We start from the raw sequence: 26,552 nt of genomic DNA, 5'->3' as shown, positions 1-26,552 counted from the left end.
TCTGACTGGGGACACGCCTGTCACCGGGTTCGTCCCGTCGGCTGCGGTGGCCCGGGTAGCCCCTGTCACCAGGTTTCTCCGTGCTCCGTCGTCGGAGCCGGGCCGGATTCGTCGTCCATCAACGTCCCACCGTACGGCCGGAAGTCGATGTCGAAGGTGCTGTCGAGGCGTTCGAGGTAGTCCTCTCGTTCGGCGATGAGGGCCGTGTCGAACGCGGACTGCCGCAGCGCCTCCACGAGCGCGTCGTCGTCGAGTACTCCTTCGCTGTACGCGGCGGCGACGCCGTCGCGAAACGTGTCGGCGTTGCGCCGGCAGCGGAGCCCCTCGTCGATGACCGGCTGTACCGTCTCCTGGTCGGCGGTCGGCGACACGTCGTCGAACCGTTCGGTGGCGCGACGGTCGTACTCGGCGGCCTTCGTGAGCACTTCGGTTGCCTGTTCCGTGGGAGACAGGGTGTCCCAGACGTCCCGGGCACTCGGCGCGACCATCGCGTCAACGACGTCTCGCCACTCCGTCGACCGTTCGGGGTCGTCGAGTGCCTCGGCGACGAACGCACCGACGTGCTCCTCGGGAATCGTCATCCCGAGCGAGGGCGTGTCCGAGGCTTCCTCGGTCGGCTCGCTGTCGGTCTCCGTCTCGGTCGTACCGTCTGGTGTCGTATCGAGTTCGTATGGCATCGTCAGAGGTCGGGGTCGGGGTTGGTGTTCAGGTCTCGCCGGGGCTCGAATCCAGGTGCGCCGCCGGGGGCCGCCCCCTGTGAGCCGGTTCGGCTCGAGCCGAACGACCCGGCCGGGTCGAACCTGTCGACCGACTGGTCGGCCGGCGTGTCCGGCCCCCTGCCGGGTGCACCCGGGGACTCGATGTCGACGTCCAGCTCCTCCGGCTCGGTTCCGCGGGCAGCCGCGAGTGCGCGCGTTGCGGTTCGTGCGACGTCCTCGCTCTGGTCGGTCACGCCGTGGGTCTCGAGGGCCTGCTCGGCCCGGTCGGTCCCGAGTTCTCCGAGACTCTCGGCGGCCTTCGCACGCACGAACGCGTTCGGCTCGCGAGCGAGGACGGCTGCGAGGATCCGTTCGGCTTCTTCGACGTCCTCGACGACCTCCCCGAGGTACTGGGCTGCGTACTCCCGGACGGCCGGGTGAGGGTCCGTCTTGATACGGTCGACGGCGGACTGGTGGCCGATGGCGCCACGCTTCCCGAGCGCGATGACCGCGTTACGTCTGACCCAGCCGTTCTCGTCGTCGAGTGCGGACCGGAGCTGCTCGTCGCTCCTGCCAGCTCGCGAGAGAGCGACGACCGCCTCGGCCCGGACCCAGGGCTCGGGGTCCTCGAGCGCCGCCGAGAGGGTCTCGGTCCCCGTGCCGGCGACGCCCAGTGCCTCGACAGCGAACTGGCGCACCTCGGGGTCGTCGTCCTCCCTGGCACGGGCCGCGAGCCGGTCGACGGTCGCCGCAGCCAGTCCGTCTCCTGCCCGGTCGACCAGCGCGATGGCCGCGTCCTGTCTCGTCCGGGGCTCGGCAGCCCCGAGCGCTTGCCGCAGCCCGGGTTCGTCGGCGGCGGGCCGACGCCGACCGGCACTGGCCTGCTCGCGGCTCATCGTACCACCCGCCAGTAGGCGAGTGTCCAGCTAAGTGCGGCTATCGCGACGAGCGTGCCGATGGACCGGAGCAGTTCACCAGTAGCGCTACTCCCGCTGCTGGCACCGCCGCTGGTACTGCCACCGGTACTCCCGCTATCGCCGTCGGTCGCAGGGTCGGCAGCGGCGAGTTCGCCACTCCCCGTGTCCAGCGTCGTGAACCGCAACGTGAGGGACTTCTTCCCGTTGACCTCGTCGGTACTCCCGTTCCAGACGGCGAACGCGAGGTACATCGTCTCGTTCTGGCGGAACGTCGCGTCGTACTCGCCGTCCGTCGTGTGCTCGCGGACGAACACGACCGACCACTCGTCGCCAGCACGTGTCCCACGGGCGTCGACGGTCTGGGTCGGTGCGTGGCTCAACGAGCCGTAGCCGGCCGCGTAGTAGTTCTGGCCGTAGTCGTCGTAGCGGTCCTTCGAGAGCGGGTTGTCGGCGGCCAGTCCGGGCTTCGTCTCTGCATCCGGGTGCGGATAGGCGTACATGTCGCCGCCCCACTCGGAGCGGTCGGCGGCACCGTACTGCCACTGGGCCCGCCAGTACCAGATGTCGACCGGGGTCCCGGTCGCACCCATCGTAATCGGCGGTTGCTCGCCGCTGTGCAGCATGATGGCGGCCGCGTCGCTGTAGTTCCCGGGTGCCCTGAGCGTCGTGTCGTTCGTCGGGTCCTCCCAGGTCAACCGGAAGGCGACGTGTGTCTCGTTCGTCAGTGCCTGCACCTGCAACTCGTCGACGCTCCCGCCACCGTGTGGAATCGCCATCTGCTGTTTCGACAGCGAGACGGTCCGGCTCGGCGCGTCCGCCCAGTGGTCGCTGTCGGCGGTCTGTGGGAGCTGGTCGGTCGCCGCGAGTGGTTGCTGGCCGGAGGTGACGGCGGCCGTGACGACGCTCTGGCCGACGAGGAACAGCGCGACGACCACCACCGTCGCGAGGGTCGCCCGCCTGGCTGCCGCGCGGTTGAGGTCAATCATCGGCGTTCACCCCCGTTCCGGGGGCCGGTGGTTCGGGGTGGCTCGCCACGTCCTGCTGGACCAGTGCCGCCGCGAGGTCGGCACCCGCGACGTAGACCTCGACTGCCGCCGCATCGATGCTCTCGGTGGCATCCCGAACGCGGTGTGCGAAAGCCGGGACGAACCTGGTCAGGTGCTCGTCGAGTATCGTCGCGGTCGCCCGTTCGAGGCGGTCGACCGACTCCCGTCTCGACCGCTCGAGTGCAACCGAACGCTGGGCAGCGGCGACCTGCATGAGTTCGAGTTCGACCGCGACGTGGTCCTGTCGCTCGTGAAAGTCGTCGCTGACCCCCAGTCCGAACTCCTCGAGGATTCCCACCACGGTGCCGATGCGACGCTGGCTCTCGTTGACCTCCTCGCCGGTGGTGTAGTGGGCCTCGTACGGGACGACCGGGTAGGTCCCCTCGTCGCCTGGAAGCCCGAACAGTGCGTTGTACGCGGGCTCCAGGGCGTCGGGCTCGACGTCTTCGAGCGCCGCCAGCAGGGCCGTCGTCTCGTCGACGAGGTCCAGCGCGAAGCCGGCGTCTCCGATGGCGGCGTGGACCTCCTCGTCGAGCAGGTCGGACACGACGGACTCGTCCGGGTGCTGGAAGACCGTGGCGGCGAAGCCGTACAGTGCTGCGCGTCGCGCGTGGAACTCCGGTGTGTCCTCCATCGGTCTCACCTCAGGGTTGGTTGGTCCACTGCTCGCCTTCCCGGACTTCCATCGGCTCTTCGATGGGCACGTCGACGACCTTGTTGCCCTTGCGGTCCCAGCCTTTCACGCGGTTCTCTTTGACGTTGTACGTCTCGATAAGCCGCGTCGTCGCGCCGAACAGCTGGAGGATACCGAGCACCTCGTGGCTCGGGTTCCGGACCCGCTCCTGGACGATTCGGATGGACTCCTCGTAGGTCGACCCGGGCCAGTCGTTTCGCTTCTGCTCGGTGTTGGGCGTGAACATCTGGGTGAGGAACTCCGGTGGCACGTGGTACGGCGGCATGTAGAACACCTGCGGCCTGGTCCCGAACTGGGGGTACAGTGGTAGCGCTACCTTCTCGTCGGAGTGGACGAGGTAGTTGATCGGCGACCGACCGCTCGCGGCCGACGCCTTCCCGCCGGCAGGGCCGGCGTCGGGGCCCCGGTTGATGTTCCCGTGGAGCCGGGTCTTCCCGATACACGAGGAGACGCACCGGGGGACGTTCCCGTCCTCGATGCGAGGATAGCAGCCAACCGGCTTCTCCGTGACACCCGTCTCCGGGTTGTACATCGGCTTGTGGTACGGACACGCCTTCACACAGCGCCGGTATCCCCGGCACCGCTCCTGGTCCAGCAGGACGATACCGTCCTCCTCGCGTTTGTAGATAGCCTTGCGCGGACAGGCGGCGAGACAGGCCGGGTTCTTGCAGTGGTTGCAGAGCCGCGGGAGGTAGAACTGCCAGATGTCGTGGTACTCGTCTTCCTCGAGGTCGGACTCGACGACCTCGCCCTCGGGGTATTCGCCGTGGACCTGGTCGTCGCCCAGTGCGGGGTACTCCCAGGCCTGCTTCTCCGCGATGTAGCCGTGGACCTGCTCGGTCTCGTCGGCGGCGTCGAAGATGGTCTCGGCCGCACTGAGGTCGTCGAGCAGCCGCATGTCCCAGCCCATCGGGTAGCCGCCGTAGGGCTCGGTCTCGACGTTCATCCACCACATGTACTCTTCACCCTCGCCGCTGGTCCAGGTGGACTTACACGCGAACGAGCAGGTGTTGCAGTTGATGCAGCGGTTGGTGTTGACGACCATCCCCCAGTGCCAGTCGCGCTCGTCCTCGCGGTGCTCGTACGGGTAGCTGTGCTCGTGACCGAGTTGTGGATTGAATACTTGTGGCATCAGTCGTCACCTCCTGCAGCGTCGGATTGCAGCGAACCGCCGATGTAGTCCTGCATCAGGTCGTCTCGTCGGGCGTCGCCGGGCCACCAGTCCGCCTCTTCGTACTTCTCGATGGTGACGAGGTCGTCCCGGTTGACTCCGGTCGGGGCCCAGACGGTCTCCTCGTACCCTTCTTCGAGTTCGGCGCCGTGCCAGGCGATGTCCTCGTCGACCACGTCCGAGACGTTGGGGTCGCCGAACACGCCGTGGTGGACGAGGTCGTCCGTCTCCTGTCCCGGGTCCAACCAGATGTTCGTCGTCACGTTGAACCCCTTGACACCGTCGTCGTCGGCCTCGTCGTCGGGGAACTGCTGGGGCCACCAGCCGTGCCAGATGGTGACCTGTCCGAGGCCGCGCTCGCCCGCACTGGCCGGTCGCTGCCGCTCGGACACCATCACGCGGACCACGGTGTCGCCCCGCTCGCCTTTGACGCGGATGTAGTCGCCGTTCTCGACCCCGATGGTCGCCGCGTCGTTCGGGTGTATCTCTGCGAACGCTTCTCCGAGTGGGGCGACCTCTTCGGTCTCGCCGTCCCCCTGCGGGAACGAGAAGTCCTCGACGAGACGCTCCGTGCCTTCGGGGTCGCCGCTGACACTCCCGAAGTCGCGGGCCGCCCAGATGAGGTTCCAGTCGGTCATGCCCCACGAGGAGTGGGTGCGGTACTTCGAGTGGGGCGTGTTGTGGTAGAACTGGTAGCCGTCCTCGTAGATGGGGTTGGTCTCCTCCCCGGCCTCGGGCCACTTCTGGCCGCGACCGTAGGGGGTCCCTTCGACGCTCTCGATGTGGTCGAGGTCCCCACGGCCCAGCTCGACGAACCGGTCTTCCTCCTTGTGGAACTCCATCCGTCCTGTCTTCGTGTAGAAGGGGCGGTCATCGTGGACCTGCGAGTAGAACGGGACCCGGGGGTAGGTCTTGAGCTGGAGCCGCTCCGGTCCGTCCTCGAGGTCCTCGACGTCGATGTCCTGGGTGGTCATGCCGTGGTCGAACGTCTCCTGGATGTACTCCCGGACGTCGCCGTCGTCGTCGAGGAACTTCTCGAAGTAGGCCCGGTAGGAGTCGACGGTCCGTTCCGCCGGCGGAAGCTTCTCGTCGAGTTTCTCGGCGACCAGCGCGATGATCTCCCCGTCCTGTTTGGTGTCGTAGATCGGGTCCATGATGCCGTGGTCCATCGTGACGAAGGGGTTCTCCGGCCCCACGGTGATGTCGGGGTACTCACACTCCAGCCACGAGTGGACCGGCAGCACGATGTCGGCGTGGCGGGCGGAGTAGGTCATATGCATATCTGACACGACGAGCAGTTCGTTGGCGGTGTCGGGGTGCCGGACGAAGTTCTCCACGACGTGCTCCTGATGTTTGGTCTGGTTCAGGAGGTTGCAGTTCATGGTCCAGAGGACCGTCGGCTTGGACATCGTGTACGACTCTGCCCCCTCCGGAATCACCGGCTCCTCGGCGTCGCCCTGGGCGACGAGGTCGAGTTCGCGGTCGAAGTCCCCGCGAATCTCGTGTGGGTCCAGTGATTCGCCACCGAAGAAGGCGAGCGCGTACCCGGGGTACATCCCGTGGGCTGCGTGCCCGTCGGGATTGACGTAGTGTGGGTAGCCGTCGAGGAGTTCTATCTTGTACTGGCCGGAGTAGTTGTAGTAGCCCTTCCCGGCGTCGCCGATGTTGCTCAGCATCGACTGGACGAAGAAGATGGAGCGCTGGAGTTCGCTGTTGCCGTGGAACCAGTGGTTGATACCCTCGCCGGTGAACCACTGGCCCTTCTCGGCCTGCGCGAACTCTCTGGCGGTCTTTCGGATGGCGTCTGCCGGCACCGTCGTGATTTCGGCGACCTGCTCCGGGCTGTAGTTCGCCATCACGTTGGCCTTCTGCCGGCTGAAGTCGGTCCGGACGTCGACCGTCTCGCCCGATTCGAGCGTGACGCTCGTCTCGGCTTCCAGTCGCGGCGTGGCCGGCGTGTCCGACCCGACCTCCTCGCGGGTGAGGGGCTGGAGGTCCCCGTCCTGGGTCAGGACGACGAAGTCGCCATACCCCTCCTCGTCCTCGCCGGGCGGCTCGTGGTCGGCGAACACGTCGTGGGCGCGGAGGTACTTCTCGTCGTCGTCACGGACGAGCAGCGGCAGGCTCGTGAACTGCCGCATGAACTCGGCGTCGTACAGGTCTTCCTCGATGATGACGTGTGCGAACCCCAGCGGAATCGCGGGGTCGGAGCCAGGCCGGATGGGTAGCCACCGGTCGCACTTCTGGACGGTGGGCGAGTAGTCTGGGTAGATGCCGACCATCTTCCCACCGCGCTCGCGGGTCTCCTGGAGCCAGTGGTTGTCCGCGAGCTTGTTGTGGATGAGGTTCTTCCCCTGGATGATGGTGTAGTCGCCCTTCCGCCAGGCCGCGGCGTCGGAGTCGGACGTCTGGTACCCTGTCGTGATGACGTGGCCCGGCGGCAGGTCGGCGTACCAGTCGTACTCGGTCCACTCACAGCCCCCGAAGATGGAGGCAAGTCGGCGGCCGGCGCCGTGTCGGGTGAACAGCCCGTCGGCTTTGATGGCGTTGAACACGTGGAACCGTTTGTTGTCCTCGAGTTTCGCCATCTTCTCGGCGAGGAGGTCGATAGCCGTCTCCCAGGAGACGCGTTCGAACTCGTCCTCGCCCCGGCCTTCAGGGTTCGGGTCGTCGGGGTCCCAGCCCTTCCGGACCATTGGGTACTTGATGCGGGACGGCTCGAACGTCCGCCGATGCAGTGTGAGTCCCTTCATGCAGCCGCGTGGGTTCCACTGCTGGCTGACGCCGGCGTCCTCGTACCCGGACGGGCCGACCGACGGGGCCTCGTTGTGGTAGACTTGCTCCGCCCGAATCGGCACGCCGTTTTTCATGTAGAAGTTGAGCGCACACGACTGGGTGCAGTTCGGGTGACACACCGTCCAGTCCACGTCGTCGTACGCGTACATCTCGCGGTACACCTCCTCCCAGTCTCGATTCGGGTAGGCTCGAAGCGGGTTCTCGACGCTGGTGATGGGGTCTGTCGCCTGTGTGGCGCTCCAGGCCCCTTCGGCGAGTGCGCCGACAGCGCCAGCACCCGCTGCCGTCAGGAAATCTCGCCGCGTTACCTTCACGGGTCTGCCCTCCTGGCGGTCGTGTTCCGGCACATATCCGGCACGTCTGGCGGACGGCGCTTCAATGCACTTCGGATTTCTACAGTCTGAAAAAACCGTGAATATATTCGGCCGAATCATTATATGGTGAATACAGACCATCGACCGTTCCACACGGCGTCACTGCACCGTCACCCACCAGCCCTGTTCCGACCGGTAATCCGTCTTGTGCCCTCTCGGTGTCGACGTCGTGACGGGTTCGTACTGGGGACACGCCTGTCACCGGGTGACGGCGGTGTCCACGAGCGTTTATCGGTCGAGAACCCGTACCATTCTCCCATGAGCGACCAGCAGCAAGCACCCGTCACCGACGAGTTCCCCGAGAGCCCCTTCCGAACGACTGGCACCGACCACATCACCATCTGGGGGAGCAACGAGGCAGACACGCTCGCGTTCTACCGCGACCTCCTCGGCATGCGACTCGTGCTCCGGCAACCGAACCTCGACGACCCCTCCCAGACCCACCTGTTCTTCGACACCGGCGATGGTCGCATCCTCACCTTCTTCGTGAGCGACGACCGGCCCTCGGCCCGCGGGGTCCGCGGCGGCGTCGGCGCGGTCCACCACCTCTGTTTCAGCGTCGACCCCGAGCGCTACGAGGAGGTCATGGACGCGCTAGACGAGGCCGGGCACCACTACAACGTGTTCGACCGGGGCATCTTCCACTCCATCTACACCAAGGACAACAACGGCCTCGTCATCGAGCTCTCGACGGACAAGTACGACATCCCCGACGACCGCCGCGCTGAGGTGCTGGCGACGACCCAGCGCATCCGCGAGGAGGACGGTGCCGACTACGCGAAGGACGAGCACATGGCGGCCGCCCTGGAGGAACTCGGGATGGACGCGACGCCGTACGACCTGCCCGACGCCTCCTCCGGCGTCGGTGGTGTGAACTGACGAATCCCCCCTGAATCGGCCAGAAACCACCAGAGCCGCTTTCTCTCGCCCGCTGCCGACGGATGGGGGTTCCTGTGCAAACTTGATTTGATATCGCAGTATGTAGTTTATCGCCCGGAACCGGGCGATAACCAGCCAACACAGAATTCTCTCGCGAATCGGGTGCTCGATGCCGTATACTGCCGAAAATCGGGATTCGAACTCAGTCGTGGTACGTCGGGGCGGCTTCCTCGACGACCACACAGGCCAGCTCCTCGAAGTCAGCGTTGTCGGGGACCACGTCGACCGCGATACCGAGCGATTCGGCCGTCTCGCGGGTCGGCGGGCCGATGACGCCGACGACGGCGTCGTTCAGCCCGGCGAGCGCTTCCTCACGGATCCCTTTCTCGTCGGCGGTCGCGAGGAAGTTCTCGACCGTGAGCGAGGAGGTGAACGCGGCGGCGTCCAGGTCGCCCGCAGCAGCCAGTTCGACCGACTCACCTGCGCCTTCGGGCCGGACGAGTTCGTACAGCACCGTCTCGTGGACGAACGCGCCAGCCTGCCAGAGGCCGTCGATGAGCACGTCGCTCCCGTGGTCGCTCCGGGCGACCTCGACGGTCGCGCCGTCGACGTCACCCGCAAGCTCCGAAACCAGCCCACTGGACGTGTATTCGCCCGGAATCCGGTCCACCTCGTAGCCCTGGTCGCGGAGCGCCTGGGCGGTCGAGGGACCGATGGCACAGACCGTGGTCTCGCCGGGCTCCCAGCCCGCCTCGCGGGCGAGTTCCGCGCCGGTCTTGCTCGTGAGGATGGTGTAGTCCGCGCCCGTTTGCGGGCCCGACCCCGACGGCCGGACCGACAGCATCGGGTCCGGAACCGGCGTCGCGCCCAGCGATTCGATGAGCTCGACCGCGTTCGTGAGGCGCTCGTCGTCCGGGCGGAAGACGGCGACGGTCGTGTCTCTGGTCGTCATTGGAGGAACTCAAGCACCTCCTCACGCGTGCCCGCGACGTCGCCGATGACGGTGATCGCGGGGGGCTCGATACCCTCTGCGTCTCGAACGTCGACGATGGTGTCGAGGGTCCCGGTCGCGACCTGCATGTCCGGCCAGGTGGCACGCTCGACCAGCGCGACGGGCGTCTCGGGGTCCATCCCGGCCTCACGCAGGGCCTTCGTGTACTCCGGCAGCTTGCCGACGCCCATGAAGACGACGATGGTGCCGCCGGTCGCGGCGAGCGCCTCCCAGTTCACTGCGGACTCCTCCTTCGTGGGGGCCTCGTGGCCCGTGACGAACGAGACGGAGGAGGCGTGGTCGCGGTGGGTCACCGGGATGCCTGCGACGCCAGCTCCGGCGATGGCGGAGGTGATGCCGGGGACGTACTCGAACTCGATACCGTTCGCGGCGAGGTGTTCGGCCTCCTCGCCGCCGCGGCCGAAGACGAACGGGTCGCCACCCTTCAGGCGGACGACCGTCTTGCCCTCCTCGGCGAGTTCGACCAACCGCTTGTTGGTGTACTCCTGCGGGGTCCACTCGCCGCCGGCGCGCTTGCCCACGTCCTCGCGCTTCTCCTCGGGGATGAGGCCCAGAATCTCCGGCCCCGGGAGTTTGTCGTGCAGGACCACGTCGGCCTCCTCGAGGAGGCGAGTGGCCTTCACGGTCAGCAGTTCGGGGTCGCCGGGGCCGCTCCCGACGAGGTAGACCTTCCCCGTCATTTCTCGCGGGCGGCCTGCACGTATTCGGCCGCGCCCTTCTCGTTCAGGTCCTCGGCGAACTCTCGGGCGGCTTTCGCGTGGGTCTCGACCGGGAGGTCGCGTCGTTCCTTGACGACGCCCTCGCCGTCGGGATGGAGCACCTGCGCCGTGGTCCGGACGTACTCGCCCTGAATCATGGCGTGAACGCCGATTGGGGCGATACAGCCGCCGTTGAGTCCGGCGAGCACGGTCCGTTCGACCGTCGTCTCGACGCGGGTCCGGGGGTGGTCGAGCGTCTTGTGGATGGCCTCGGCGGTCTCGCCGTCCGCCGCCGTCACGGCCAGTGCGCCCTGGCCGGCGGCCGGGACGAACTCGGTGGTTGGAAGCTGTTCGTACTCGATGTGGTGGAGCAGCCCGGACCGCCGCAGGCCGGCCTCGGCGAGCACGATGGCGTCGTAGTCGGTTTCGACCTCGCGGCCGAGGGCACGCTTGCGAATCTCGGAGAGGGACTCGAACCACTCGTCGGTGGTCTGGTCGAACTCGGGGTCAGGGTCGTCCTTACCGACTGCGCCTTTGCGCTCCTTGTCCGCCTCGCTCCGGCGCTCGTGTTCGCGCTGGAGGGCGGGCGCGAGCAGCTTCTCGACCCGGGTGTCGACGTTCCCGCGGAGGGGTTCGACGACAAGGTCATCGCGGTAGTTCTCTATCTGGGCCTGTCGTCGCATCGACGAGGTGCCCACGACCGCCCCGGGTTCGAGGTCGTCGACCGACGTCCCGTCGGGGGTAACGAGCACGTCGCCCGGTGCAGCGCGCTCGGGAACGCCCGCGACCACGAGGTCGTCGGGCAGCTCCGTCGGCATGTCCTTCATGGAGTGGACGGCAGCGTCGACGTTCCCGTCGAGGATCTCCTCGTCCAGCGACCGGACGAACGCCCCGGTCTTCCCCAGGTCCTGTATCAACTCGTCGCGTATCCGGTCGCCCTCGGTCTCCACTTCGACCAGCTCGACCTCGTATCGCTGGTCTTCGAGGGCGTCCCGGACCGTCGCCGCCTGTCGCAGCGCGAGGTCGGAGCCTCGCGTGGCGAGTCGGATGGTCCCACGTGTTCGCATGGTCGGGAATCGGCGGCCGAGGGTGAAAAGCCCTCCAGTTTGTCTCTCGCCCGTCGCTCGCCAGGCTGTGACGGGCCGTCACCCCGGCATCGCAGAGAAATCAGCCGTTCTAGAACGATTCGAGCCGTCTCACGGTCGATGCCTCATTCCGGGTGTTTCAGCCGATGAATTCTATGGCACTATATCAAATCAGGTTCGGCGTGCCACGACCGCGTAGAACGGGTCGCCACCCATCCCGGGCAGGACGGACTGTCTCGACTCACGAACCGTCTCGACCACCTCGAACCCGGCCGCCTCGCAGTAGCGTCCCACGAGGTCCGAACGCTCGTCCATCGACCCCTCGCGCCACGCCCGGATGGCCTTCTGCCAGAACGTTCGATTGGAGAAGGAGACGACGAGGACCCCACCCGGCCGGAGCACCCGCGCGAACTCCCGGAAGACGGGTTCCGGGTACTGCAGGTACTGCACCGAGACGGCACACAGCACCGCGTCGAAGCTGTCGGCTGCGAACGGAAGGGCCTGGTCCTGGTTCAGATTCTGGACCACGTACTCGTCCAGTCGAGGATTCTCGGCCAGTTCGGCCTCGTTCAGGCCGTGCCCGACCACGCGCTCGAATTCGAGTTCGTCGGGCAGGTGCGACACCCAGCTCGACATCGCGTCCAGAACCTCGTCGCCGTCGTCGAGGTGGTCCGAATAGAGGTCCGTGAGCCGGTCCCTGAAGCCGTCGTCGACGTGGTGGACGAAGCGCGGCTGGTCGTAGAACGAATCGTCGGGGCTCGAATCGAGCTTTGCGCGCTCGGCCTCGGAGAGGACCGGGTCGTCTGGCATCTGGTGGGAGTTGGGAGTGGAGGGAGAAAGAAGGCGTGTTCGCGGTGCGCTACAACGCTTCCTTGTACGCCTCCAGCGTCTCCTCGACGTCCTCCTCGGTGTGCCCGTAGGAGACGAACTGGGACTCGAACTGGTTCTGGCTGAGGAAGACGCCCTGTTCTTTCATCTTGGGCCAGAACAGCCGCCGCCAGCGGTCGGTCTCGGCTGCGGCCACGTCGCCGCCGTCTTTCGGGCAGTACTCGAAGCGTGGGCAGCCGGGGCGCTGCTGGCAGCCGGCCTCGCACTGGCCCTCGAGGTCCCCCGGGCCCTCGCGGGTGAAGATGACCTTGAACATCGAGTCGGTCCCGACGACGGTGTACTCGGGGGCGTAGTCGGCACATATCTCGGTGAGGCCGCGCCGCAACTTCTCACCGAGGGAGTTGACGTGGTCGTACACGTCGTTCTCGGCGGCGAACTTCAGGGTCTCCAGCCCGGCGGCCATCGTCACGGGGTGGCCCGAGAAGGTGCCGGCCTGGAACACGTCGCCCGAGGGCGTGAAGTTCCGGATGATCTCGCTTTTGCCACCGATGGCGCCGACTGGGAAGCCGCCGCCGATGATCTTCCCGAACGTGGTGATGTCGGGGTCGATGTCGAACTTGCCCTGGGCGCACTGGAGGCCACCGACGCGGAAGCCCGTGATGACCTCGTCGAAGATGAGCAGGGCGTCGTTGTCCTCACACAGTTCTTCGAGGGTCTCGTGGTACTCGTCGGTCGGGGAGACGATGCCGTAGTTCGCGAGGACGGGTTCGACGAGCACGCCGGCGATGTCGTCGCCGTGCTTCTCGAAGACGTGGTGGGCGGCCTCGTGGTCGTTGAACGGCACCGCGATGGTGTGCTCGGCGAAGGAGTCCGGGATGCCGGGACTGGAAGGGTGGAGGTCGCCGCCCTCGCCCTCCACGAGGGTCGAGTCGTTCGCGCCGTGGTAGCTGCCCTGCATCACGACGATCTTGTCGCGACCGGTGTAGGCGCGGGCGAGGCGGACCGCGGAGACGGTCGCCTCGGTCCCGGAGTTCACGAAGCGAATCATCTCGACGCTCGGGACGTGCCGGGTGACGAACTCGGCGTGTTCGACCTCGATTTCGGCGGGCGCGCCGAACATCGGGCCGTTGCTGGCGTGCTTCTGGACCGCGGACTGGACCGGCTGGGGCAGGTCGTGACCGAGCAGGAGCGGGCCGAGACCCTGCACCCAGTCGATGTAGCGATTCCCGTCCGCGTCGATGACGTGGCCGCCGTCACCGCGCTCGACGAAGAAGGGGTACGGCTCGATGGCGGCACGGACGGCAGAGTTGACGCCACCGGGCATGACAGAGAGCGCCCGGTCGTACAGGTTCCGCGAGTTCTCCTCGTGCATGGCATGGCGTTCGGAGTCGGTCCTAAAAGGGTTGACCCACTGGCGCGTCGGTCTCGGGCTGTGAGAATCGGGGTGGCTAGCCCCGCCATCGGCAATCATGTTGAGCGTTGCCACCACACAAGTGATATTTCGAGGCCTCTCCTCGGTCGAATCGTGACGCGTCACGAGAACCTGTTCGGCTTCGTCGCGCTCGCCGCGCTGTGGGGCGCGTCGTATCCGGCGATCCGCGCCGCGAAGGCAGGTGTCGACCCGCTGCTGATGGCGGCGCTCCGGTTCGACGCCATCGGCATCGTCGTCCTCGCGTACGCGCTCGTTCGCGGGCAGCGCATCGTGCCGGGTTCCGCAGACGCCCGGAGCATCCTCGTCGGCGGCATCGGCATCGTCGCGGTCCACAACGGCTTGCTCTTCGTGGGCCAGGCCCGCGTCTCGGGTGCGGTCGGCGCGGTCGTGCTCGCGACCGTCCCCATCTGGAGCGTCGGCTTCGCCGCCGCGTTCCTCGACACCGCCCGGCCCACGCCGTCTCGCGTCGCCGGTGTCTGCCTCGGCCTCATCGGCACCGCTATCCTCGCCGTCCCCGGCCCGATGGCAGTCGACGCCCCAGACCCGCTCGGTGTCGGGCTCCTCCTCGCGTCCGCGGCGGCGTTCGCGCTCGCCGCAGTGGGCCTCCGTCGCGAGTCTCCTGCGCTCGGTGTGGCTGCTCGCCAGGGCTGGATGATGCTCGTCGGCGGACCGCTCCTCCACGTGGCCAGCGTCCTCGCCGGCGAACCCCAGACCATCACGGTCACCCCCCGCATCGCCATCGCCTTCGGCTATCTCGTCCTCGCCGCCGGTGTCGCCGGCTACCTGCTGTACTTCGGCCTGCTCGACCGACTCGGGCCGGTCGAGATAAACCTCGTCGGCTACGTCGCCCCCGTGTTCGCGACGGTCGTCGGCTGGTACTGGCTGGACGAGGTCGTCTCCGCGGGGACCGTCGTGGGCTTCCTCGTCATCTGCGTGGGGTTCGCGCTGGTCAAGCGCCCGGCGCTCCGCGGCGCTCTCCGTGGAGCATCGCGATAGCCTCGTCGTCCGAGACCTGCTCGAAGTGGTCGTAGAACTGCCCGACGGCGGCGAAGTGTGGTGGGGACGAGACCACGACCACGTCGTCCGCGACCCGACGGAGCTGTTCGACGGTGTTCGGTGGGCCGACCGGGACGGCGACGGTCACCGACGCGGCGTCTGCGTTCTCGAGCGATTCGACGCAGGCGAACATGGTCGCCCCCGTGGCGACGCCGTCGTCGACGACCATGACGTGCTTGCCGGCGACGGTCTCGGCCCCGTCGACCCGGTAGTGCTCTGCCTTCTCGCGAGCCAGTTCGGCGACGCGCTCGCGTTCCTCGTCGACGTACGTCTCGGGCACGCCGAGCCGACCGATGAGTGGCTCGTTTCGCCACAGGCTCCCGTCCGCTGCCACCGCCCCGATGGCCAGCTCGGAGTTCCCGGGCGCGCCCAGCTTCTTCGCCGCGACGATGTCGAGTGGGACCCCCAGCTCGTCGGCGACGATGCGTCCGATGGGCACGCCGCCACGCGGGACGGCGACCACGAGGTCGACCTTGTCCTCGAGGTCGTGGTCGTCGATGACCTGTACCAGTTGCTCGGCCGCGTCTCTCCTGTTGCGGAACATCTGTGTGAACAGATACCACACCGAGCTACATTCGTCTTCGCTCTCGTATTCCCACGGTATCAGGACCCGACCGGTGTTATGCGGGCCGAAGCTGACAGAGCACGAACTGGTCCAGCGCGTCCCGGAGGCGCGCGGAGTCGTGACCAAGCGCCTCCCTGCGGAGCGCCGCCTCGTGGACCGAGAAGATGGCCGAGGCGGCCAGGTCGGGGTCGACCGGATCGAACGTCCCGTCGTCGACGCCGCGTTCGATGGTCTCGACCAGTGAATCGTACATCACCGACTGGAGGCTGTCGAGGCTCGCCCGGATGCGCTCGTCGCGCAGCGCGTGGACGTACAGTTCGAGGTAGGGTTCGAGCAGGCCGTCGGCGTCGAGCGCGTCGAGGCCGACGAGCGTCTCCAGCAGAACCCGCAGGCGCAGGTGTGGCTGCTCGGGTGCGACCATGACGAACTCCGTGAACCGGTCGCTCTCGTACTCCAGGAACGCGGCCACCAGGTGAGTGGTGTCGTCGTAGTAGCGGTCGAGTGTACTCCGGTCGTGTTCACAGCCCGCTGCGACCGACTCGAACGAGAGCTCGTGGTACCCCTCCTCGGCCAGCGCCTCGCGCGTGGCCTCCATGATGGCACTCTCGACGATTGGCTTCGGCCCCCCTGCCATTGTCTCGGTAGTACAGGCGAGGCATATCATAAAAAACGCACTGGCCGATTCGAGTGGTCCTAGCGGTTCTCTGGCCGTAAGAGCAAAGAGGGGGAAGCCGGCAGCCCGGGGTCACTGTGACGGCCTTGCTCTCCTGACCTCGGGAACAGTTCAGGACCCATCCCCCAGATGAAATTTACCATCCCGAACTCTACGAGTCGATATGGCAGAACATCAGGGATGGGTCGTCGCGGAGGTATCGGACACCGGCGACCCGGCAGCCGTGCTGGAGGCAGTCACCGGGGCGAATCCCGGGCAGGTGCGGGGACAGCGTGAGGAGTCCCGCGTCGTATTCTACGACGACGGCGTGGCGACGACAGCGGTCGAGCCAGCCCTCTCTGCTGTCAGCGAACACCTCGACCGGGTGGTCATCGTCGAGTCGTTCGAGGGCGGCATGGGAGAGACCGTGAGCCGGTATTATGAAGTTGGGGACGAGGGACTGGGTGACCCGGTCGACGAACTCGAAAGCGTCTCGCGCTGGTTCGTAGAGTCACATTTCGACTACTACACAGCACGCTACGGTGTCGATGGCGGAATCTGACGACGCCCCGTTGTGGGACCGACTCGAGACCGCCGGCCAGGACGAGGCTGCCCAGATTGTCGCGGACCTGCATGCATCGCTGGTCAGTGACCCGCCGGGGTGGGCCGAGGTTCCGTCTGCCGAGCACGTCGAGACGCTGGCGTCGTTGCTGGCACACGACGACGAAGGGGTCCGAGCCAGCACGGTCGTCTTGCTCTCCTCTCTCGTCACTGGGAGCGTCTTCGAGGAGAATCAGGAACTCGATGCCAGCATCGACCGGGCCGCGCTCGCGGGTCGACTCCTCGACTGTATCGACGACGAGCATCGCCACGTCCGACAGGTCGCGGTCTCCAGCGGGATAACCGGGCGGCTGGTCGCCAGCGCGCTCGACGACGAGTCGTTCAGTTCGAAGTCGCGGGCGTGGCTGGCCCGTCAGCTCATCGCGCGACTGCACGACCCCGCGCCCATCGTTCGCAAACGCGTCGCCAACTACGTCGCCTCGAACGCGGTGGAGGTACTGGAGGCGCACCCCGACACGGCAGCAGCTGTCGACAGTCTGGTCGACAGCTTCGACGACGACCTCGACGCCCTGGCACCGGACCGTGACGCGACCACGCCGCGGTACGCGGCACTGCGGGCGCTCAGCGAGTACGCAGCCTACGACGGGCGGCTCGTCGCCGACCGAATCGACGCCATCACCCGCCTGCTCACAGACCCATCGCAGCAGGTCCGATGGGCCGCCACGGAGTTGCTATGCGACCTGAGAGAGTGTGGAGCCATCGACCTCGAAACCATCGCTCCCGACGTTGTCGGTGCACTCGAACAGAGCGTCTATCCGCTGACGGAACGGTCGATGCCGCTGGCGGTCGATGTGGCGCTTGTCTCTCCCTCGACGGCAGACACCCTCGCCCGGGAACTCCGGCTGAAGATCGGTGGTGAACGAACGGGTCGGCCACACCACTGCACCTACCAGAGCCAGTACACGGTCGAGGCGATTGCACGGCTCGTGACAGCGGGTGACTTCGACGCTCACCCTGTCCTGCAGACGCTCACGGGGCTGGTCGACACGGTCGACTTCGACGAAACCGACCCGCTGGTCGCGCTGGCAGACGAGCACCCCTCGTTCGTGGCCGAGCAGTTGCAGGCTGGCTATCAGCAGGTGCTCGAGGGTGAATTGTCCGGATTTTCCCGGTTCGATGAGCACCTGGTCGCCGAGGTAGCGAAACGCTCCAGAGCGGCGGTCGAAGGGGTCCCCGCCGTCTTGACCGGGGACCTGGGCGACCGGACGCTCCTGCGGGCGACCTACCAGCTTTCGCTGGTCTGTCCCGACCTGGTCGCCGAAACCTTCCCCGAGGCGCTGGCGGCCGCGCACCGTAATCCCCCGGTCAGTACCGAGTTCGTGCCCATGCTCGAAGCGACCGCGGGCCAGTGGCAGGGTGTCCCGGCGGACGTCGTCGACGACCTCGTGGCGACCGCGGAGTACACTGCTGAGGGGTACTCGATGGCGCGCCAGCGTCGGCGGGCCGTGCGGGCGCTGGTGGCGCTCTACGAGAACGGCCACGACGCCGTGCCCGAGCGGGTCGCCCCGTTCGTCGAGCCCTGTCGGCAGGGCCTGTTCGACGACGAGCGCCCCGGCGAAGCCGATCCGGTCGACCCACTAGAAACCGAGGCCGCAGCTATCGGCGGCTGGAACCGGACGGAAGAAGAGAGATAAGTGGTGTTCTGTGCCGCGACTGGTCCTCAGACCGCGTCCGGGCCGCGGTTGCCGGTGCGGACCTGGTAGGCGTCGTCGACCGGGGTGACGAAGATCTTCCCGTCACCCTTCTCGCCGGTGTGGGCCGCGTCCGCGATGGCGTCGACCACGTCGTCGGCCGGGATGTCGGCGACGACGGTCTCGACTTTGACCTTCTGGTGGAGGTCGACGACGTACTCCTCGCCGCGCCACTGGCCCTTCTTCGCGGGCTGGGAGCCGCGGCCGGAGACGTTCGTCACGGTCAGCGACGGCGCGCCGGCGGCCGCCAGCGACTTCTTGACGTCACCGAGTTTGTCCGGGCGGATGTATGCGACGATCATCTTGATGGCGTTGGGGTGGCCGCCGTCGGTGCGGTAGACGTCGAGGCCGCCGTCGGTCACGACGTCGGGCTGGCCGAACTCGGGGTAGGTGTCGACGCCGTGTTCGCTGACGTCGAGCCCCTCACGCTCGTGTGCTTCCGAGACGCGAGCCTGCCCGATTGCCTTCGCACCGCCGAAGACGAGGGCCGTCGCGAGGACGGTCCAGCCGACGATGAGCACGACGCCCGCGATCTGGGCGACGAAGCTCGCTTCCGCACCGGGAATCGCGACCAGCGGGAACGCGAGCGCGCCGAGGATACCGGCCGAACCGTGGACCGGGAAGACCGCACACACGTCGTCTATCTTGAGGCGCTTCTCGACGAACTCGAAGACGATGGGGAGCTGTGCCCCGGCCAGGAGGCCGACGGCGATGGCACCGGGCCAGACGATGGCGTCGGCGATGCCGGTGATGCCAACGAGGCCGGCGAGCAGGCCGTTCGCGACGTAGAGCGTGTCGACCTTCTGCGTCTTGTAGAGCGAGATGGCGGCCGCACCGATGGCCCCCGAAGTCATCCCGAGGGTGGTGACGAGCGCGACGCGCCCGACGTAATCGAACGCACCGAGGGCGAGGGTGCCCGACTCGGCCTCGGCCCCCGAGAACACGGTCGCGGCGGTCCCGACGTTGAAGCCGTACCAGCCGAACGCGAGGATGAGCGTGCCGAGGACGGCGAACGTCAGGGAGTGTCCCGGAATGACGTTCGTGCTGCCGTCGGCGTTGTAGCGGTCGATGCGCGGGCCGAGGACCCACGCGGCGGTGAGGCCGGCGACGCCGCCCATCCCGTGGACGATCATGCCGCCCGCGAAGTCGTGGAAGCCGAGTTCCGCGAGGATGCCGCCACCCCACGTGAACCCGACCACGACGGGGTAGATGACGCCCGCGAGGAGGATGGTGTACCCGACGTAGGCGCGGAGCTTCGCGCGTCCGGCGACCGCACCGGAGACGATGGTCGCTGCCGTCATGGCGAACACCGCGCCGAACAGCCAGCTGACCCAGGCACCGGAGCCGCCGTTGATGTAGCTGAACGCCCCGCCGACGTTCATCGGGTCGGGACCGGTTAGCTGTCCGACGAGCGTCGAGACACCCGCACCCAGTGCGAAGTACAACATCACGCCGACGCTCCAGGTTAGCATGTTCTTTGTCAGCTGGTTGGCGACGTTCTTCGAGCGCACCTGGCCGGCCTCCAGCATGGCGAAGCCGGCGTGCATGAAGAAGATGAGGAAGGTGACGACGAGCACCCACATGAGGTTGATACCTTCGGCGAGGGTGGCGACGTCGGTCTGGAGGGGGGTCAGTACCATGCGCCCACCTCCGGCATCGAGTCAATACTTGCTGGACGTTCGTTCACCGAGTGGCTGTGTTTCGTGAATTTCGTCATGCTCACTTCGGTTAAACGCTCACGAGGCATTACTACATAAAGCTAAGCACTGCAAGTGTCTAATTTATCGTCCGTAATAATTCGTGCGTCCAAATTATAATCGAATAAGGGTTGTTTAAGGTTGTATTGTTACCACTGTCTGGACAAATGTTGCCACAGAACACTACGTTTGTCGTGTCAGAATGGAGGGGTGCACCGGAGCCGAACACCATGTCGCGCGCTGGCCGCGGTGCGTTGCCTGCGAAGTAAAGGGACCGACGTCGGAATCAAAGTGGCACAGGGAGGGCGGCACCTGCTGCCAGTCGTCGCCTAGACTGCTTCCACCCCCTCCTTCCCGGTGCGGACCTGGTAGGCACCCTCGACGGGAAGGACGAATATCTTGCCGTCACCCTTCTCACCAGTGTGTGCGGCCTCCGAGATGGCGTCGACCACGTCCTCGGCCGGGATGTCGGCCACGACGCACTCGACTTTGACCTTCTGGTGGAGGTCGATGACGTACTCCTCGCCACGCCACTGACTCTTCTTGGCGGGCTGGGAGCCACGGCCGGAGACGTCCGTCACGGTCAGTGACGGCGCGCCGGTCTCGGCCAGCGCCCGCTTGACGTCGGTCAGGCGGTCGGGCCGGATGATAGCGACGACCATCTTGATGTCGGTGTCGATGGACTCGGCATCAGTCATCGGTCTCACCTCCGGATTCCGCGACAGCGCCACCGTCCGTGCGGACACCGCCGTCCGTGGTCAGCGTGGCGCGGGAGGACTCGGGACCGGTGTCGCCGACGAACTCGGGGTACGTCGAGATGCCGTGTTCGCCAGCGTCGAGGCCGGCGAGCTCCTCCTCTTCGGAGACGCGGAGTCCGAACACCGCGTCGAGCACCTTGAACGTGACCGCGGTCGCCGCGACCGTCCACAGCGCGATGATTGCGACGCCGAGGACCTGCATGACGAGCTGGGTCACACCCATGAAGGCGTAGCCGTCACCCAGGATGGCCGCGCCCGAGCTGGACGCGCCGAACACCGGGATGAGGACCGTCCCCAGCGCACCGGCCGCACCGTGGACCGCGAAGACGCCACACACGTCGTCGATCTTCAGCGAGTCGACCGTCCAGCGGTACGCGGGGAGCACGATTGCGCCGCCGAGTGCACCGAGGATGAGGCCACCCCACCAGGTGACGTGCGGGACCGCGCCCGTGACCGCCACGAGACCGGCGAGCAGGCCGTTCGCCATCCAGAGCGGGTCGGGCTTGCCCTGCCACTGCGTCGAGACGATCATCGCGGCCACCGCGCCGGCACCCATACCGAGCGTGGTGACGAGTGCGACACGGCCGAGTGCAGCGCCCATGAAGGCAACCGAGCCGTCATCGGCGACCGACAGGACCGTCGCCTGCGTGCCGACGTTGAAGCCGTACCAGCCGAACGCGAGGATGAGCGTGCCGAGCACGGCGAGCAGCATCGAGTGACCCGGGATGGGCTGGCTGTTACCGTTCTCGTCGAAGCGACCCTTGCGCGGGCCGACCATCTTCGCGGCGACGAGACCGGCGATGCCGCCCACCATGTGGACGACCGTCGCGCCGGCGAAGTCGAGGTAGCCGACGCCGAGTGCGCTGCCGAGGTAGCCCGAGCCGGCGAGCAGACCGCCGGACCAGGTCAGCCCCTGGACGACCGGGTAGATGATACCCGTGATGACCGCGGCGAACACCACGTACGCACGGAAGTCCATGCGTTCCGCGACTGCCCCGGAGACGATGGTGGCCGCCGTCATGGCGAACACCGCCCCGAAGAGCCAGCCGAGCCACCCGGTCGCGCCGGGTTCACCGATGTACGAGAATGCCCCCATCACGTCGAGCGCACTGCCCGAGGTGAGCGCGCCGACGATGCCGGCGACGCCCGCCCCGACGAGGAAGTACACCAGGACGCCCAGCGCCCAGTCGGTCATGTTCTTCATCAGGACGTTGCCGACGTTCTTCGCGCGGACCTGCCCCGCCTCCAGCAGGGCGAAGCCCGGCTGCATGAAGAAGATGAGGAACGACACCACGAGAATCCACACGTAGTTGATGCTGTTCGCGATGGCCGCCATATCCGCCTGTAGCGGCAACATCAGCAGTTCACCCCACCGAATCCGCAACCGATACCCAATTCACCCATACAACCGTCCACGTTTTCATCTATTTCGACCATGTTTGTGACTGTTTTCTCCGGTCGATGGCGTAGAGAGATTACTATTTAGTAGTTGTCGTTGACGAGTGTCCACAATTCTCCGACCTAATGTCCGTATGTCCAAATTAAAATCGAATGAAGTCAATATAAGGTTGTTTAGTGTCCAGAAAGTGGGTGCCTGTCCACACGATTCCCGGACGGATGTCCACAATGTAGAATCCTGATGGTCCGTCCCATGCGAGACGGTCGCGCACGACCGGGTCGTCGCCTTACTGCGATTTTCCCGACGGCAAATCTTGCACGCACGGGTGAACTGCGCGGGTTGCCGCTACCCGGTGTGCACTGTGCGCTTCCACGGTGCGTGTCGACCCTACAGCTGGTCGGCGATGTCCTCGGCGAAGTACGTCAGGATGAGGTCCGCGCCGGCGCGCTTGATGGAGAGCAGCGACTCGTGGGCGACCGCGTCGAGGTCGAGCCAGCCCTTCTCGGCGGCGGCGTGAAGCATGGCGTACTCGCCGGAGACGTTGTAGGCGGCGACGGGGTGGTCGAACTCGCGGCGCACGTCCGCCACGATGTCAAGGTACGGCAGGGCCGGCTTGACCATCAGCACGTCCGCGCCCTGCTCGACGTCGAGCTGGACCTCCCGCATCGCCTCGCGGCGGTTCGCGGGGTCCATCTGGTAGTGCCGGCGGTTGCCGAAGGCGGGCGCGCCGTCAGCGGCGTCGCGGAACGGGCCGTAGAAGGCAGACTCGAACTTCGCCGCGTAGCTCATGATGGGGACGTTCTCGTGGCCGTCCTCGTCGAGCGCCTCGCGGATCGCTGCGACCATCCCGTCCATCATGCCCGAGGGGGCCACCATGTCCGCTCCCGCGCGGGCGTGCGAGACCGCGATGTTCCCCAGCAGGGGGAGCGTCTCGTCGTTGTCGACGGTGAGGTCGGGCTCCGCCTGGGCGTGCTCTTCGAGGACACCGCAGTGGCCGTGCTCGGTGTACTCACAGAGACAGACGTCCGTGATGACGTAGGCGTCGGTCTGCTCGGTGATGCGCCGGGTCGCCTCCTGGACGACCCCGCTGGCGGCCCAGGCGCGCGAGCCGCGCTCGTCCTTCTCCTCGGGGATACCGAACAGCATGACGGCCTCGACGCCCGTCTCCAGCACCTCTTCGACGCGGGCGACGGCCTCGTCGATGGGGACGCGCTCGTGGCCGGGCATCGACTGGATGGGTACCCTCGAATCGGTCGTCGCGTCGACGAAGACGGGCGCGATGAGGTCACTCGGGGCGAGAGCGGTCTCGCTGACGAGCCCGCGGACGCCGTCGCCGCGCAGGCGACGTGGTCTGTCGGACAGGTTCATACTGGGGGCTTCGACGGGTCGGCCCAAAGTCCCGTCGCTCGCCACGTCCGAACAGAACACCTATGCCCGACGAACCGGACCTGTGGAACGATGACGGTCGCCGCAACCTTGCCCCTCCCCCTCGTCGTGCTCGCGGCACTGCTCCCCCTCGGCGTGGCCTCCGTGTTCTCCGAGGACGTCCGCGACTCCACCCGTCGTATCGCACTCGACTACGGCGTGTTCGTGCTCTTTGGCTTCTTCGCGGTCGTCGGCGTCTGGCTGTTCCTGAACCGCGACGCCGCCTTCTTCGAGGTGTTGCTCGAACGCTACTGGCTCGCCGCACTATTCGCCATCTTCATCCTCGAAGGGGCGATGTTGCTCTACTTCGCGCCCAGTGAGTCGCTCGTCCCGGTCGCCATCGGCCTCGCAATCGAGACCGACATCGCGCCGAACACCCTGCCCGTGTACGCGCTCATCATCGGGACCGCGGTCGCCGGCGCGACAATCGGCCAGTACGTGCTGTTCCTGCTGGCCAAGCGCTGGGGCCGCGAGCGCCTGCTCGAACGCCCCTGGTTCCGCATCAGTGACGACCAGCTCGGGCGCTTCGAGCGCTGGTTCGGCAAGTGGGGCCTGCTCGCGGTGCCCGTGAGCAACACGCTCCTGTTCACCCGCGGGATGCTCACGGTGCCGGCGGGCCTCTCCGAGATGGACGACCACCAGTTCATCCTGCTCTCGGCGCTCGGGACCCTCTCGTTCGAGATCATCCTCGCGCTGGTGACGATGGGCGTGCTCGAACTCGGCTTCCTGTAGACCGCACCACCGTGGCAGGTCGTCTCACTGCCCCAGAAAGTCTTTTGTGGTCGGTTTCGCACACGTATCCATGCCTGGTTCCCCGTTCCTGCACGGCGAGACCGTGACACTCCGAACGGTCGAGGCGGACGACGCCGCGTTCCTCCGCGACCACACCAACGACCCGCGAATCCGTCGGCCGATGACGATGACCGGGCCGAACAACCTCGAACAGCAGCGCGAGCACATCCCGGACGGCGACGACGACGGCCCCGGCTTCTCGCTGCTCATCTGCGTCGAGGGCGACCGGACCGGGTACAACGAGGAGTACGTCGACGAGGGCGAGGACGGCGAGACGCCCGTCGAGCCGATCGGCGCGCTGTTCAGCTGGCCGCGCGACGAGACCGCGGGCGACTTCGAGATTGCCTACTGGCTGACGCCCCCGGCCCACGGCGAGGGCTACATGTCGGAGACCGTCTCGCTCGTGCTCGACCACGCCTTCGGCCAGCTTCGCATCCACCGGGTGCGCGCCCGAACCCTCACCTGGAACGACGGCTCGCGGGCCCTACTCGAATCCCTCGGCTTCACCGAGGAGGGGGTCATGCGCGACGCGAAGTTCGTCGACGGCGAGCACGTCGACACCCACCTCTACAGCATCCTCGAACACGAGTGGCGCGAGGAGCAGTAGATGCCGGGTGCGCTGTACCTCGCTGGCGACGACGTGACCCTCCGGACGGTCGAGGAAGAGGACCTCGCGTTCATCAACGAGACGATAAACATCCGCGAGGTCCGCCTGGGGATGACGATGGCCGGTCCCGCCCCGATGACCGCGACCGAGAGCCACTTCGAGGAGAACATCTCCGACGACGGGAGCGTGAACCTCCTCATCTGCGTAGATGAGGACGAGCCCGCGGGCATGATCATCCTGTTCGACGTCGACGACCGCCGCGGGAAGGCCGAGATCGGCATCTGGGTCGCTCCTGACTACCAGGGCAACGGCTACGGCACCGAGGCAGCCGCCCTGGTCGTCGACCACGCCTTCCAGCAGCGTCGACTCCACCGCGTGCTCGCGCGCGTGCTGACGACGAACGACGCCTCGGCTCGCATCTGGGAAAATCTCTGGTTCACCCACGAGGGGACGTTGCGCGAGTCCGAGTTCCTCGATGGCGAGCACGTCGGGATGCGTTACTTCGGCCTGCTCGAAGACGAGTGGGACGGCTTCGATAGCTGGCAGAACCAGGACTCCTGACTGTGTTCTTCTGCTGAGGGGTCGTTCCCCTTTCGGACGAAGGGGATGAACTGATATATCGCCGAGAACCTACGTCTCGTACTCTCCTCGCCAGAGATAGCACGTGTCGCACAACGACTATATACTTTATCGGCGTATTGAGGTGTATGGTATTCGAGAAGCTCACATTGTTCGAGATCCGGATGGATGGCGCGAAGATCGGCGGCGGCGAGGGCGTCGAGATTCCGGTGGAAGTCGAGCGCGAAGCCGAGATGGAATCGGACGTCTCGACCGGCTCCTCGGGTGCAGGACGCGCGGTGAAGTTCCTCGCGCTCGTCGTTGGCCTCTCGGTGGCCGCCGCGGCAGCCCGCAAGTTCACCGGCAGCGACGACGAGTCCGCCGAAATCGAACTGGAAGACGAAGCGGAAGAAATCACGGCCTGAGATGGCCACGCGGACGCGGGCCAGTGCTCGACCCGTCTCGATACTGACGGTCGGGCTCCTGGCTGGTGTCTTCGTCTTCGGGCTTCTCGTCGTGGTCGCCAGTGGGACGCGCACCACGATGTTGCTGGGACTCCCGGTCGCGACGGTTCTCGGTGTGGGAACCGCCGTCGCGACCGTGTTGTACCTGAAAGATAGATTTTGACAGTCCGGCCCCGGTGAGTTCGTTTCCTGGCTCGCCGGAGTCGGTGGTTCGGTTCGTTCGTTTTTCGACGTGTGACTGCACCCCTAGCGACAGTGAACGCCGGGTGCGGTTCGTGCCAGCCGATTTATTACTCGGTGGGTTGTCGTAGGAATAACAGCACCATGCAGGCCGAGAACGCGGACATCGCGACGAACTCGCTTCGCGGTATCGTGCTCACACTCGTCGTCTACTCCTTCGCGACCACTGGTGCGGTCGTCTTCGGCTCGAACCTCCTCCTCGACATCGCGCTGGTGAACGTCGTCCACGGCGGGTTACTGGCGTTCTTCATCCACAAGCACGCGACTGCGACCGACGGCGCGCCAGCTGGTTTCTACGTCGGCGCGGTGCTTCTGCCGGTCATCGCGGGTGCCGCGTACTATCTTCGCTATCGGTCGGCGTAACACGACCAGAACAGAAAAATCCAAAAATTCGACT

The 26,552-nt window shown here is 66.5% G+C and carries 27 protein-coding genes; 10 read left to right on the top strand and 17 right to left on the bottom strand.

What is annotated here, in order from left to right; all coding sequences use genetic code 11:
• Nucleotides 1-65: 65 nt before the first annotated feature.
• The 6 genes from ACSC1S_RS16135 to ACSC1S_RS16110 are packed head-to-tail and all read right to left on the bottom strand — an operon-like array spanning nt 66 to nt 7,636.
• Nucleotides 66-677: a hypothetical protein gene (locus tag ACSC1S_RS16135; RefSeq protein WP_435365184.1), complete on the bottom strand. Its 612-nt coding sequence runs from the start codon at nt 675-677 to the stop codon at nt 66-68.
• Between the two features lie 2 nt (nt 678-679).
• Nucleotides 680-1,594 carry a HEAT repeat domain-containing protein gene (locus ACSC1S_RS16130; protein WP_435365183.1) on the bottom strand — a complete coding sequence of 305 codons (915 nt, stop codon included), beginning with the start codon at nt 1,592-1,594 and terminating at the stop codon, nt 680-682.
• Nucleotides 1,591-2,601 carry an ethylbenzene dehydrogenase-related protein gene (locus tag ACSC1S_RS16125; RefSeq protein WP_435365182.1) on the bottom strand — a complete coding sequence of 337 codons (1,011 nt, stop codon included), beginning with the start codon at nt 2,599-2,601 and terminating at the stop codon, nt 1,591-1,593. Before ACSC1S_RS16125 ends, ACSC1S_RS16130 begins: the two co-directional genes overlap by 4 nt.
• Complete coding sequence (locus tag ACSC1S_RS16120) at nt 2,594-3,295, bottom strand: TorD/DmsD family molecular chaperone (protein ID WP_435365181.1); 702 nt, start codon at nt 3,293-3,295, stop codon at nt 2,594-2,596. The genes ACSC1S_RS16125 and ACSC1S_RS16120 overlap by 8 nt, the downstream gene beginning before the upstream one ends.
• A gap of 10 nt (nt 3,296-3,305) precedes the next feature.
• Nucleotides 3,306-4,487: a 4Fe-4S dicluster domain-containing protein gene (locus ACSC1S_RS16115; RefSeq protein WP_435365180.1), complete on the bottom strand. Its 1,182-nt coding sequence runs from the start codon at nt 4,485-4,487 to the stop codon at nt 3,306-3,308.
• On the bottom strand, nt 4,487-7,636 hold the full coding sequence (locus ACSC1S_RS16110) for a molybdopterin-containing oxidoreductase family protein (protein WP_435365179.1): 3,150 nt from the start codon (nt 7,634-7,636) through the stop codon (nt 4,487-4,489). The genes ACSC1S_RS16115 and ACSC1S_RS16110 overlap by 1 nt, the downstream gene beginning before the upstream one ends.
• A 318-nt stretch (nt 7,637-7,954) precedes the next feature.
• On the opposite strand from ACSC1S_RS16110, the gene ACSC1S_RS16105 reads away from it, so the two are divergent.
• Nucleotides 7,955-8,575: a VOC family protein gene (locus ACSC1S_RS16105; protein WP_435365178.1), complete on the top strand. Its 621-nt coding sequence runs from the start codon at nt 7,955-7,957 to the stop codon at nt 8,573-8,575.
• Nucleotides 8,576-8,777: 202 nt separating this feature from the next.
• On the opposite strand, the gene ACSC1S_RS16100 is transcribed toward ACSC1S_RS16105, so the two are convergent.
• The 5 genes from ACSC1S_RS16100 to hemL all read right to left on the bottom strand — a co-directional run bounded on the left by ACSC1S_RS16100 (nt 8,778) and on the right by hemL (nt 13,570).
• On the bottom strand, nt 8,778-9,527 hold the full coding sequence (locus ACSC1S_RS16100; protein ID WP_435365177.1) for a uroporphyrinogen-III synthase: 750 nt from the start codon (nt 9,525-9,527) through the stop codon (nt 8,778-8,780).
• On the bottom strand, nt 9,524-10,267 hold the full coding sequence (cobA, locus tag ACSC1S_RS16095; RefSeq protein ID WP_435365176.1) for a uroporphyrinogen-III C-methyltransferase: 744 nt from the start codon (nt 10,265-10,267) through the stop codon (nt 9,524-9,526). The genes ACSC1S_RS16100 and cobA overlap by 4 nt, the downstream gene beginning before the upstream one ends.
• On the bottom strand, nt 10,264-11,352 hold the full coding sequence (hemC, locus tag ACSC1S_RS16090; RefSeq protein WP_435365175.1) for a hydroxymethylbilane synthase: 1,089 nt from the start codon (nt 11,350-11,352) through the stop codon (nt 10,264-10,266). The genes cobA and hemC overlap by 4 nt, the downstream gene beginning before the upstream one ends.
• Before the next feature lie 189 nt (nt 11,353-11,541).
• The gene (locus ACSC1S_RS16085; protein WP_435365174.1) at nt 11,542-12,180 is read right to left on the bottom strand and encodes a methyltransferase domain-containing protein; all 639 of its coding nucleotides are present in this window, start codon (nt 12,178-12,180) and stop codon (nt 11,542-11,544) included.
• A 49-nt stretch (nt 12,181-12,229) separates the two neighbouring features.
• Nucleotides 12,230-13,570: a glutamate-1-semialdehyde 2,1-aminomutase gene (hemL, locus tag ACSC1S_RS16080; RefSeq protein ID WP_435365173.1), complete on the bottom strand. Its 1,341-nt coding sequence runs from the start codon at nt 13,568-13,570 to the stop codon at nt 12,230-12,232.
• Nucleotides 13,571-13,723: 153 nt separating this feature from the next.
• Between hemL and ACSC1S_RS16075 the strand changes: the two genes are divergently transcribed.
• Nucleotides 13,724-14,626 (top strand): DMT family transporter, encoded by a 903-nt coding sequence (locus tag ACSC1S_RS16075; RefSeq protein ID WP_435365172.1) that lies wholly within the window; start codon nt 13,724-13,726, stop codon nt 14,624-14,626.
• On the opposite strand, the gene ACSC1S_RS16070 is transcribed toward ACSC1S_RS16075, so the two are convergent.
• Entirely contained in the window at nt 14,580-15,230 is a 651-nt protein-coding gene (locus ACSC1S_RS16070; protein ID WP_435319830.1) for a phosphoribosyltransferase, read from the bottom strand. The two genes, ACSC1S_RS16075 and ACSC1S_RS16070, sit on opposite strands and share 47 nt — an antisense overlap.
• A gap of 76 nt (nt 15,231-15,306) precedes the next feature.
• Nucleotides 15,307-15,885 carry a TetR/AcrR family transcriptional regulator gene (locus ACSC1S_RS16065; protein WP_435319829.1) on the bottom strand — a complete coding sequence of 193 codons (579 nt, stop codon included), beginning with the start codon at nt 15,883-15,885 and terminating at the stop codon, nt 15,307-15,309.
• Nucleotides 15,886-16,087: 202 nt separating this feature from the next.
• On the opposite strand from ACSC1S_RS16065, the gene ACSC1S_RS16060 reads away from it, so the two are divergent.
• Together ACSC1S_RS16060 and ACSC1S_RS16055 are read left to right on the top strand one after the other, a co-directional pair.
• On the top strand, nt 16,088-16,465 hold the full coding sequence (locus tag ACSC1S_RS16060; RefSeq protein ID WP_435365171.1) for a hypothetical protein: 378 nt from the start codon (nt 16,088-16,090) through the stop codon (nt 16,463-16,465).
• Nucleotides 16,452-18,158, top strand: coding sequence for a hypothetical protein (locus ACSC1S_RS16055; RefSeq protein ID WP_435365170.1), 1,707 nt, complete (start codon nt 16,452-16,454; stop codon nt 18,156-18,158). The genes ACSC1S_RS16060 and ACSC1S_RS16055 overlap by 14 nt, the downstream gene beginning before the upstream one ends.
• A gap of 26 nt (nt 18,159-18,184) precedes the next feature.
• On the opposite strand, the gene ACSC1S_RS16050 is transcribed toward ACSC1S_RS16055, so the two are convergent.
• From ACSC1S_RS16050 to hemB, 4 genes are all read right to left on the bottom strand, one after another.
• The gene (locus ACSC1S_RS16050; protein ID WP_435365169.1) at nt 18,185-19,855 is read right to left on the bottom strand and encodes an ammonium transporter; all 1,671 of its coding nucleotides are present in this window, start codon (nt 19,853-19,855) and stop codon (nt 18,185-18,187) included.
• A gap of 386 nt (nt 19,856-20,241) precedes the next feature.
• Nucleotides 20,242-20,610: a nitrogen regulatory protein GlnK1 gene (gene glnK1, locus ACSC1S_RS16045; protein WP_435319827.1), complete on the bottom strand. Its 369-nt coding sequence runs from the start codon at nt 20,608-20,610 to the stop codon at nt 20,242-20,244.
• On the bottom strand, nt 20,603-22,027 hold the full coding sequence (locus ACSC1S_RS16040) for an ammonium transporter (RefSeq protein WP_435365168.1): 1,425 nt from the start codon (nt 22,025-22,027) through the stop codon (nt 20,603-20,605). The genes glnK1 and ACSC1S_RS16040 overlap by 8 nt, the downstream gene beginning before the upstream one ends.
• Before the next feature lie 429 nt (nt 22,028-22,456).
• A complete protein-coding gene (gene hemB, locus ACSC1S_RS16035; protein ID WP_435365167.1) occupies nt 22,457-23,437 on the bottom strand; it encodes a porphobilinogen synthase in 981 nt (326 codons plus the stop codon).
• Nucleotides 23,438-23,527: 90 nt separating this feature from the next.
• On the opposite strand from hemB, the gene ACSC1S_RS16030 reads away from it, so the two are divergent.
• The 6 genes from ACSC1S_RS16030 to ACSC1S_RS16005 all read left to right on the top strand — a co-directional run bounded on the left by ACSC1S_RS16030 (nt 23,528) and on the right by ACSC1S_RS16005 (nt 26,518).
• Entirely contained in the window at nt 23,528-24,226 is a 699-nt protein-coding gene (locus ACSC1S_RS16030; protein WP_435319824.1) for a DedA family protein, read from the top strand.
• A 70-nt stretch (nt 24,227-24,296) separates the two neighbouring features.
• A complete protein-coding gene (locus tag ACSC1S_RS16025) occupies nt 24,297-24,893 on the top strand; it encodes a GNAT family N-acetyltransferase (protein ID WP_435365166.1) in 597 nt (198 codons plus the stop codon).
• Nucleotides 24,894-25,454: a GNAT family N-acetyltransferase gene (locus ACSC1S_RS16020; protein ID WP_435365165.1), complete on the top strand. Its 561-nt coding sequence runs from the start codon at nt 24,894-24,896 to the stop codon at nt 25,452-25,454.
• A 146-nt stretch (nt 25,455-25,600) separates the two neighbouring features.
• Complete coding sequence (locus ACSC1S_RS16015; RefSeq protein WP_435365164.1) at nt 25,601-25,876, top strand: hypothetical protein; 276 nt, start codon at nt 25,601-25,603, stop codon at nt 25,874-25,876.
• Nucleotide 25,877: 1 nt separating this feature from the next.
• On the top strand, nt 25,878-26,078 hold the full coding sequence (locus tag ACSC1S_RS16010) for a hypothetical protein (RefSeq protein ID WP_435365163.1): 201 nt from the start codon (nt 25,878-25,880) through the stop codon (nt 26,076-26,078).
• Nucleotides 26,079-26,239: 161 nt separating this feature from the next.
• Nucleotides 26,240-26,518, top strand: coding sequence for a hypothetical protein (locus tag ACSC1S_RS16005; RefSeq protein ID WP_435365162.1), 279 nt, complete (start codon nt 26,240-26,242; stop codon nt 26,516-26,518).
• Nucleotides 26,519-26,552 lie beyond the last annotated feature (34 nt).

The sequence above is a fragment of the Haloarchaeobius pelagicus genome, assembly GCF_051207375.1.
In the GTDB taxonomy this organism is placed as follows: Archaea; Halobacteriota; Halobacteria; order Halobacteriales; family Natrialbaceae; genus Haloarchaeobius.
This window is presented reverse-complemented; position numbering and strand designations above follow the sequence as displayed.